Source organism: Blastococcus sp. SYSU DS0973 (genome assembly GCF_054051055.1).
In genome coordinates, this window is the sequence record NZ_JBJHAN010000014.1 from 48,419 (window position 1) to 56,011 (window position 7,593).

At 75.5% G+C, this 7,593-nt stretch carries 6 protein-coding genes; 5 read left to right on the forward strand and 1 reads right to left on the reverse strand.

What is annotated here, in order from left to right; all coding sequences use genetic code 11:
* Positions 1 to 41 precede the first annotated feature (41 nt).
* The 5 genes from ACI791_RS17205 (at position 42) to ACI791_RS17225 (ending at position 6,760) form a co-directional block, all read left to right on the forward strand.
* Positions 42 to 911 (forward strand): MBL fold metallo-hydrolase, encoded by an 870-nt coding sequence (locus ACI791_RS17205; protein WP_456587154.1) that lies wholly within the window; start codon positions 42 to 44, stop codon positions 909 to 911.
* The gene (locus ACI791_RS17210; protein ID WP_456587155.1) at positions 908 to 2,242 is read left to right on the forward strand and encodes a class I adenylate-forming enzyme family protein; all 1,335 of its coding nucleotides are present in this window, start codon (positions 908 to 910) and stop codon (positions 2,240 to 2,242) included. The genes ACI791_RS17205 and ACI791_RS17210 overlap by 4 nt, the downstream gene beginning before the upstream one ends.
* Complete coding sequence (mftG, locus tag ACI791_RS17215) at positions 2,235 to 3,767, forward strand: mycofactocin dehydrogenase MftG (RefSeq protein ID WP_456587156.1); 1,533 nt, start codon at positions 2,235 to 2,237, stop codon at positions 3,765 to 3,767. The genes ACI791_RS17210 and mftG overlap by 8 nt, the downstream gene beginning before the upstream one ends.
* A gap of 498 nt (positions 3,768 to 4,265) precedes the next feature.
* Positions 4,266 to 5,252, forward strand: a complete 987-nt coding sequence (locus tag ACI791_RS17220) for a phosphotriesterase family protein (protein WP_456587157.1) — start codon at positions 4,266 to 4,268, stop codon at positions 5,250 to 5,252.
* Positions 5,252 to 6,760 (forward strand): class I adenylate-forming enzyme family protein, encoded by a 1,509-nt coding sequence (locus ACI791_RS17225; RefSeq protein WP_456587158.1) that lies wholly within the window; start codon positions 5,252 to 5,254, stop codon positions 6,758 to 6,760. The genes ACI791_RS17220 and ACI791_RS17225 overlap by 1 nt, the downstream gene beginning before the upstream one ends.
* A gap of 98 nt (positions 6,761 to 6,858) precedes the next feature.
* Here ACI791_RS17225 and ACI791_RS17230 read toward each other — a convergent pair whose 3' ends face one another.
* The gene (locus ACI791_RS17230) at positions 6,859 to 7,077 is read right to left on the reverse strand and encodes a hypothetical protein (protein WP_347058206.1); all 219 of its coding nucleotides are present in this window, start codon (positions 7,075 to 7,077) and stop codon (positions 6,859 to 6,861) included.
* Between the last annotated feature and the right edge of the window lie 516 nt (positions 7,078 to 7,593).

The following is a 7,593-nucleotide window of genomic DNA, read 5'->3' on the forward strand; positions in this document are numbered from 1 at the left end:
CCGGGTGCGTCCGGCGGGGGCCCGCGGCTAGCGTGCTGGTCGTGCCCGTTCCGACCGATCCCCGCGGCGCGTGGGGTCTTCCCGCCCCCGGCGCCCTGCCCCGCACCGCCGAGCTGGAGCCACTGGTCACCCGGGTGCTCGCGCCCAACCCCTCGCCGATGACCCTCGACGGCACCAACACCTACCTCGTGGGCGCGCCGGGCAGCGGCCAGGCGGTGGTCGTGGACCCGGGCCCCGACGAACCGGCGCACCTCGCGGCGGTCGAGGCGGCCCTGGCCACCCGCGCCGCGCGCTGCGTCGCCGTCCTGGTCACCCACCATCACGGCGACCACGCCGAGGCCGCCCTGCCCTGGGGCGCCCGCTTCGGTGCCCCCGTCGCCGCTGCCACAGCGGCCGTCGCCGGCCCGGACGGCCGGGTGCTCGGCGCGGGGGAGCGGCTGGGCCTGGCCGGGACGACGATCGGCGTCGTCGCCACCCCGGGGCACACGGCCGACCACCTGGCCTTCCGGCTGGAGTCCGGCGGGGTGCTCGTCGGTGACCACGTCCTCGGCCGGGGCACCTCCGTGGTCACCCACCCGGAGGGCGACGTCGTCGCGTACCTCGACTCCCTGCGGCGGGTGCACGACCTCGGCCCCAGCGCCCTCTACTGCGGCCACGGGCCCGAGCTGACCGAGGACCCGGCCGCCGTCCTCGACTACTACCTGGCGCACCGCGCACACCGGGAGCAGCAGCTGCTGGACGCGCTGGCCGCCGGCGCGGGCACCGTCGGCGAGCTGGTCGCCACCGTCTACGCGGAGGTCTCCCGGGCCGTCTGGCCCGCCGCGGCGCAGTCCACCCGGGCCACGCTGGCCAAGCTCGCCGCCGAGGGGCGCGTCGAGCTGACCGACGGCGGCGGGGTGCGGCCTGCATGACCGCCGGCTCCGGCGTCCCCGTGGTCACCGCGGCCGCCAGCGAGCGCGACCAGCGGAGGGCCGCGGCGGCCCTCGCGGCGGCAGGTCTGCGGGAGGGGGACCGGCTGCTCGTGTCCGCCGCCGCCTCGCCGGCGCTGCTCGCCGTCGTGCTGGGCGCCCTGCGCACCGGGATCGTGCCGGTGGTGCTCGACCCGGCGCTGCCCGCAGAGGAGCGGGCGGCGCTGGCCGAGGACGCCGACCCCGCGCTCGACGCCGGCTCCGACCCGGCCCGCCTGCTCGGCGACGGAGAGGCCGCGCTGGCCCCGGTGCCCCTGGCCCGGCCGGTGCACTACACGTCGGGCACCACCGGCCGGCGCAAGGGCGTGTGGTCCGGCGTCCTCGCCGACGACGACGCGCGGGCCCTGGCCGGCGAGGAGATCGAGCTGTGGGGCTTCGGCCCGCACGACCGGCACGTCGTCCTCTCCCCGCTGCACCACAGCGCGCCGCTGCGGTTCGCGATGCACACGCTGCTGGCCGGTGGCGAGGTGCTCCTGCCCGGCTCCTTCGACGCCGCCCGCGCCGCCCGGGTGCTGTCCGGCCTCCGGCCGACGACGACGTTCTGCGTCCCCACCCACCTGCAGCGGCTGCTCGCCGTGTCGTCGCCCGCCCACCCGGTCGACTGGTCCTCGTTCCGCCGCCTCGTGCACGCCGGTGCACCGTGCCCCGAGCCGCTCAAGCGCGCGGTGCTCGCGGCGCTGCCGGAGGGCAGCGTGTGGGAGTTCTACGGCTCCACCGAGGTCCAGTTCACCGTCTGCTCGCCGGACGACTGGCTGGCGCACCCGGGCAGCGTCGGGCGGGCACGGCCCGGCCGGCGGCTGGAGACCGACGAGCGCGGCCAGCTCTGGTGCACCGTGCCGCGCTGGGCGCGATTCGAGTACTGGCGGGCACCGGGGAAGACGGCGGCGGCGTGGCGGGACGACCGGGTCACCGTGGGCGACCTGGGCCGGGTGGACGACGACGGCACCGTGTGGCTGGACGGCCGGCGGGAGGACCTGGTGATCTCCGGCGGGGTGAACGTCTACCCGGCGGAGGTGGAGGCGGTGCTCGACGCCCACCCGGGTGTCGTGGAGAGCGCGGTGTTCGGCGTGCCCGACCCCGACTGGGGACAGCGGGTGGTGGCCGCCTACGTGGGCGGGGCCGGCGCCGAGGAGCTGGCCGGCTGGGCGCGGGAGCACCTGGCGCCCGCGAAGCGCCCGAGGTCGCTGCACGCGCTGGCCGAACTGCCCCGGACCTCCACCGGGAAGGTGCGCCGGCTGGACCTGCCGGGGGTGCTCGGGCTCGCCGGTGGCTGAGCACTGGGACGTCGTGGTCGTCGGCGCGGGCACCGCGGGCTGCCCGCTGGCCGCCCGGCTGGCCGACGCCGGCCGGACCGTGCTGCTCCTGGAGGCCGGCGAGCACCACCCCGATCCGGCCGACGTCCCCGAGGAGCTGCGCGACGCCGGCACCCTGCGCGCCGCCGTGCCCGGCCACCCCGCGAACTGGGACCTGCCGGGGCTGCTGCCGGGAGGACGGACCGTCCGCGTGCCCCGCGGCCGCGCGGCGGGCGGCTCCAGCGCGGTGAACGCCGGCTACTTCCTGCGCCCCACCCCGGCGGACGCCGCCGGCTGGGCCGCCGCGGGCAACGACCTGTGGGCCTGGCACCGGCTGCTGCCCGCGCTGCGCCGGCTGGAGAGCGACCGCGAGTTCGGCGACCGGCCCGGGCACGGCGCCGACGGACCGATGCCGGTGACCCGGACCGGCGGGGGAGGGCGCCTTGCCGAGGCGTTCGCCGCGGCCGCGGAGGAGCTGGAGCTGCCGGCCGAGCCGGACAAGAACGCCGGGGGCGCCCCCGGGTACGGCCCGCTGCCACGGAACGTCGTCGACGGCGTGCGGATCAGCACGGCGGACGCCTACCTGGCGCCGCGGCGCGGGCATCCCGGCCTCACCGTGCGCGGAAGCGTCCGGGTGCTGCGCGTGCTGGTCGAGCGGGGGCGCGCGGTGGGCGTGCGCACCACGGCCGGGGACGTCCGCGCCGACGAGGTGGTGCTCTCCGCCGGGGCGGTGGCGTCGGCCCACCTGCTGCTGCTGTCCGGGGTCGGCCCGGCCGCGGCGCTGCGCTCGGCCGGCATCGACGTCCTCGTCGACGCCCCCGGGGTGGGCCGGAACTGCTCCGACCACCCGCTGGTCTACCTGCCCTTCGTGCCCCTCCCGGGGACCACGGCAGGACCGGGGCGCGCGCCGCTGGACGGCGTCCTCCACCTGACGTCCTCGGGGGCGGAGGTGCCGGGGGACCTGGAGGTGCTGCCGTGGCTCGCCCCGTTCGCGCAGGTGATGACGGGGGAGGCAGCCCCGGAGGGCGAGGCGGTGGAGATCGGGGTCGGCCTGCAGCGCACCGTGGGCGTCGGGCGGCTGGTCCTGGCCGACGGCGATCCGGCGCGTCCGCCGGTCGTGGAGTACGGGCACCTGGCCGAGGCGGCCGACCGCCGGCGGATGCGGGAGGGGGTCCGGGCCGCCGCGACGCTGCTGCGCACGCGGGCCCTCGCGGCCGTCGGGAGCCCCGGAGGCGGCCCGACCGGGCCGGTGCCGGCCGACGACGGAGCGCTGGACGCCTGGATCAGGGAGCGGCTGACGACCGCGGTGCACCTCTCCGGCACGGCGCGGATGGGGCCGGACGGCGATCAGGGTGCGGTGGTCGACCAGTGGCTGCGCGTGCGGGGGATCGACGGGTTGCGCGTGGCCGACACCGCGGTGCTCCCCCGGGTGCCGAGCCGAGGGCCGGCCGCCACCGCGGTGCTCGTGGGCGAGCGGGCCGCGGAGCTCATGATTTCGGAGAACTGAGCGCCCCCGCCGCGGACGGGGCTGTCGGTGCCGGTCGCCATCGCGCTCGGCATCGTCTCCGGGTGCGCGGTGGGCTTGCTCAACGGCGTGCTGCTGGCCAAGATCGGCGTGAACGCCCTGATCGCGACCCTGGGGACGTCCACGCTGGTGGCCGGCCTCATCAGCCTCTACACGGCCAACCAGGTGATCAGCATCGGTATCCCGGAGAGCATCACCGCCCTGGGCTCGGGCACGGCCGCTACCTGGCGTCGGTCGGGGTCACGCTCGCCGCCCTGTCCGCCGCACTCCTTGGTGCGACGGCCATCAAGCTCGGCCGGTTCAACGTCGTCGGCACCCTGCTGGGCGTGCTCTCGTCGCGGTCAGCGTGAACGGCCGCGTGCTGGCCGGGGCTGCCGACTGGGTCCAGCCCACGTATAACGGCGCGGCGCTGTCGTCGCCGTCGCGCTGTCCACCGCCATCGCCCGGCGACGCGCCGGCACCTGACCCGAGGAGATCCCCATGTCACAGGTCCAGACCGTCCGAGGCCCAGTGGCCACCGCCGAGCTCGGCCAGACGCTCATGCACGAGCACGTCTTCGTGCTGAGCGCCGACGTGCAGCAGAACTACCCGGAGGAGTGGGGGAGCGAGGACCAGCGCGTCGCCGACGCCGTCGAGAAGCTGACGAGGCTCGCGGACACCGGCGTCCGGACGATCGTCGACCCCACCGTCATCGGGCTGGGTCGCTACATCCCGCGGATCCAGCGGATCGCCGAGCAGGTCGACCTGAACATCGTCGTGGCGACCGGCTGCTACACCTACGACGACGTCCCGTTCTTCTTCCACTACCGCGGCCCGGCGCTCAACGAGGCGGTCGGGGCGGAGGTCCCCGACCCGATGGTGGACATGTTCGTGGGCGACATCGAGAACGGCATCGCCGGCACCGGGGTCAGGGCCGCCTTCCTGAAGTGCGCCATCGACCACCAGGGCATGACCGCCGGGGTGGAGCGGGTGATGCGCGCCGTGGCCAAGGCCCACCGCGCGACCGGCGCCCCGATCACCGTGCACACGCACCCGACCAGCCAGCAGGGGCTGGCGGTGAAGAAGGTGCTCGACGACGAGGGCGTCGACCCGCGGCGGGTCGTGCTCGGGCACAGCGGGGACACCACCGACGTCGACCACCTGAGCGAGCTCGCCGATGCCGGATTCATCCTGGGGATGGACCGGTTCGGCATCAACCTCGCGACCACGTTCGAGGCCCGCGCCGACACCCTCGTCGAGATGTGCCGCCGCGGCTACGCCGAGCAGATGGTGCTCTCGCAGGACGCCTCCTGCTACATCGACTGGCTGGCGCCGGGGGTCATGGACCTGCTGCCCCAGTGGCACTACACCCACATCCACGACGAGGTGCTCCCCTACGTCCGCGAGCGCGGGGTCACCGACGACCAGATCGAGACGATGCTCGTGCGCAACCCCCGTCGGTACTTCGAGAACGTCGGGACCTACTGATGGTGCTGCGGCCCTTCGACGAGTCCGGCGTCGAACGCGACGCGCAGGGGGTCAAGCGCTACGTCGACCTTCCGGACTCCGTGGTGGCCATGCTCCGGGCGTCGGTGGACTGGGACCCCGACGGCGAGGCCGTCGTCGAGGTCGACGGGCCGCGGCTGACCTACCGGCAGGTGTGGGACGCGGCGACCCGCGTGGCCGGCGGGATGCGCGAGGCCGGCGTCGTCCGGGGTGACCGGGTGGCCATCCGGCTGGGCAACGGCGTCGACTGGGTGCTCGGCTTCCTCGGCACCCTGATGGCCGGCGGGGTGGCCGTGCCGGTGAACACCCGGCTCACCGACGACGAGGCCCGGTACGTCGTCGAGGACAGCGGGTCCCGGATCGTGCTGGCACCGGGGCACCCGCTGCCCGAGGCGGAGCCCTTCGTCGAGGACGGCCTGCGGCGGGACGATCTTGCGGCGATCTTCTACACGTCCGGGACGACGGGATTCCCCAAGGGGGCGATGACCAGCCACGAGAACTTCCTGACCAACATCGAGAACGCCCGGCGGGTGGTGGGCCTGCCGCGCGTGGACGCCACGCTGCGCAACCTCATATCCGTGCCGTTGTTCCACGTGACCGGCTGCAACAGCCAGTTGCTGCCGACCCTGCAGTGCGGTGCGGCGGCGGTGATCATGCCGACGTTCGAGGTGGGACGGTTCCTGCGGGTCATCGCCGAGGAGCGGATCGCCATCGTCACGACCGTGCCGGCGATCTTCTGGCTGGCCATCAGCCAGGAGCAGTTCGCCGGAACCGACGTCAGCGGCGTCCGGTACGCGACCTACGGCGGTGCGCCCATCGCGCCGGACCTGGTCCAGGCGATCAAGCGCAGCTTCCCGGCAGCCCGGGTGGGCAACGGCTTCGGGCTGTCCGAGACGTCGTCGATCTCGACGTTCCTGCCGCACGAGTACGCCGACACCCACGCGGACTCGGTCGGGTTCCCGGCTCCGGTCGTGGACCTCGACCTGGCCGACGTCGACCCCGAGACGGGGGTCGGGGAGCTGCTGATCCGCGGCGCCCAGGTGGTGCAGGGCTACTGGAACAAGCCGGAGGCGACGGCGCAGACCTTCACCGGCGGCTGGCTGCACAGCGGCGACCTGGCCCGGATCGACGGCGACGGGTTCACCTACATCGTCGACCGGGCCAAGGACATGATCAACCGGGGTGGCGAGAACGTGTACTGCGTCGAGGTGGAGAACGCCCTCGCCGCGGCGCCAGGAGTCTTCGAGGTGGCAGTCGTCGGGGTACCCGACGAGATGATGGGGGAGAAGGTCGGCGCCGTCGTGGTGCCCCAGCCCGGGGTCGACTTCGACGTGGCGCAGTTCCTGGCCTTCGCACGGACCCGGCTGGCCGATTACAAGGTGCCCCAGTACGTCGACGTGCGATCTGCCGCGTTGCCGCGCAACCCAGGCGGCAAGGTGCTCAAGCCGGCGCTGCGCAAGGAGACCGAGTGGGGGTCGCCGCTGCGGTGACCGCTCGGCCGGGCGTGTCACCCGGCGGGTCGCCGCCGGGTGACCGGAGGGTCCCGGCGGCGCGCTGTGGCAGCCGCCGGGACCCCGGGCCCAGACGATCAGCGGACGGCGGGGATCTCGCTGGTCGTGGTGGAGGTGAGGGGCGACCACGCGTCGGGGTGCGGGCGGCCGGCGTCGGCGACCCAGCCCGGCGAGCGCGGGGCGGTGGTCGTGCCGGGGCTCTTGGTGGCTGGGCGGGCGCTGAGGCTCACGATCACGGTCAGGAGCACGAGCAGGCCGACGAGCACACCACCGATGACCAGAAGCGTCGAGAGCATGTACTCAGCGTAAGCGCCGGACCGGTCCGTGTCACCGGGCAGAAGTATCCGAAAGATCGGCGCCGACATGCGCAGAGTTTCGCTGCACGAGCACCGGACCGACCTCACCGGCGCCGGCAGCGCTTTCCAGGAGGACGGCAGATCCACGCTAGTGCCCCCGGCCGTCGCTGCATACTCCGCGGCCCCGCGGGGGTAGGCAGCGGCCGGTGCGAGGAGCGGAGGGCGTCGTGCGGGATGTGGCGGAGGCGGCCGGGCGCCTGGCGGCCGTGCCCTTCGGCGCCGTGGCGCGGTGGCGCCGGGGCCGACCGCTGCACCCTCGGGGGGCCGTGCTGGACGCGGTCCTGGAGCGGCACGGTGGGCAGACGCCCTTCGGCGTCCCCTGGCTCGACGCGGTCCGTTGCGACCGGGTCGTCGTCCGGCTGTCCCGGGGGGGGGGGGGGGCGGGCGCCCCGCCCCCCGACCCCCCGGGGCCGGCCCGGCGGGCCCGCGGGGGCCCCGCCCCCCCGGCCCCCCTCA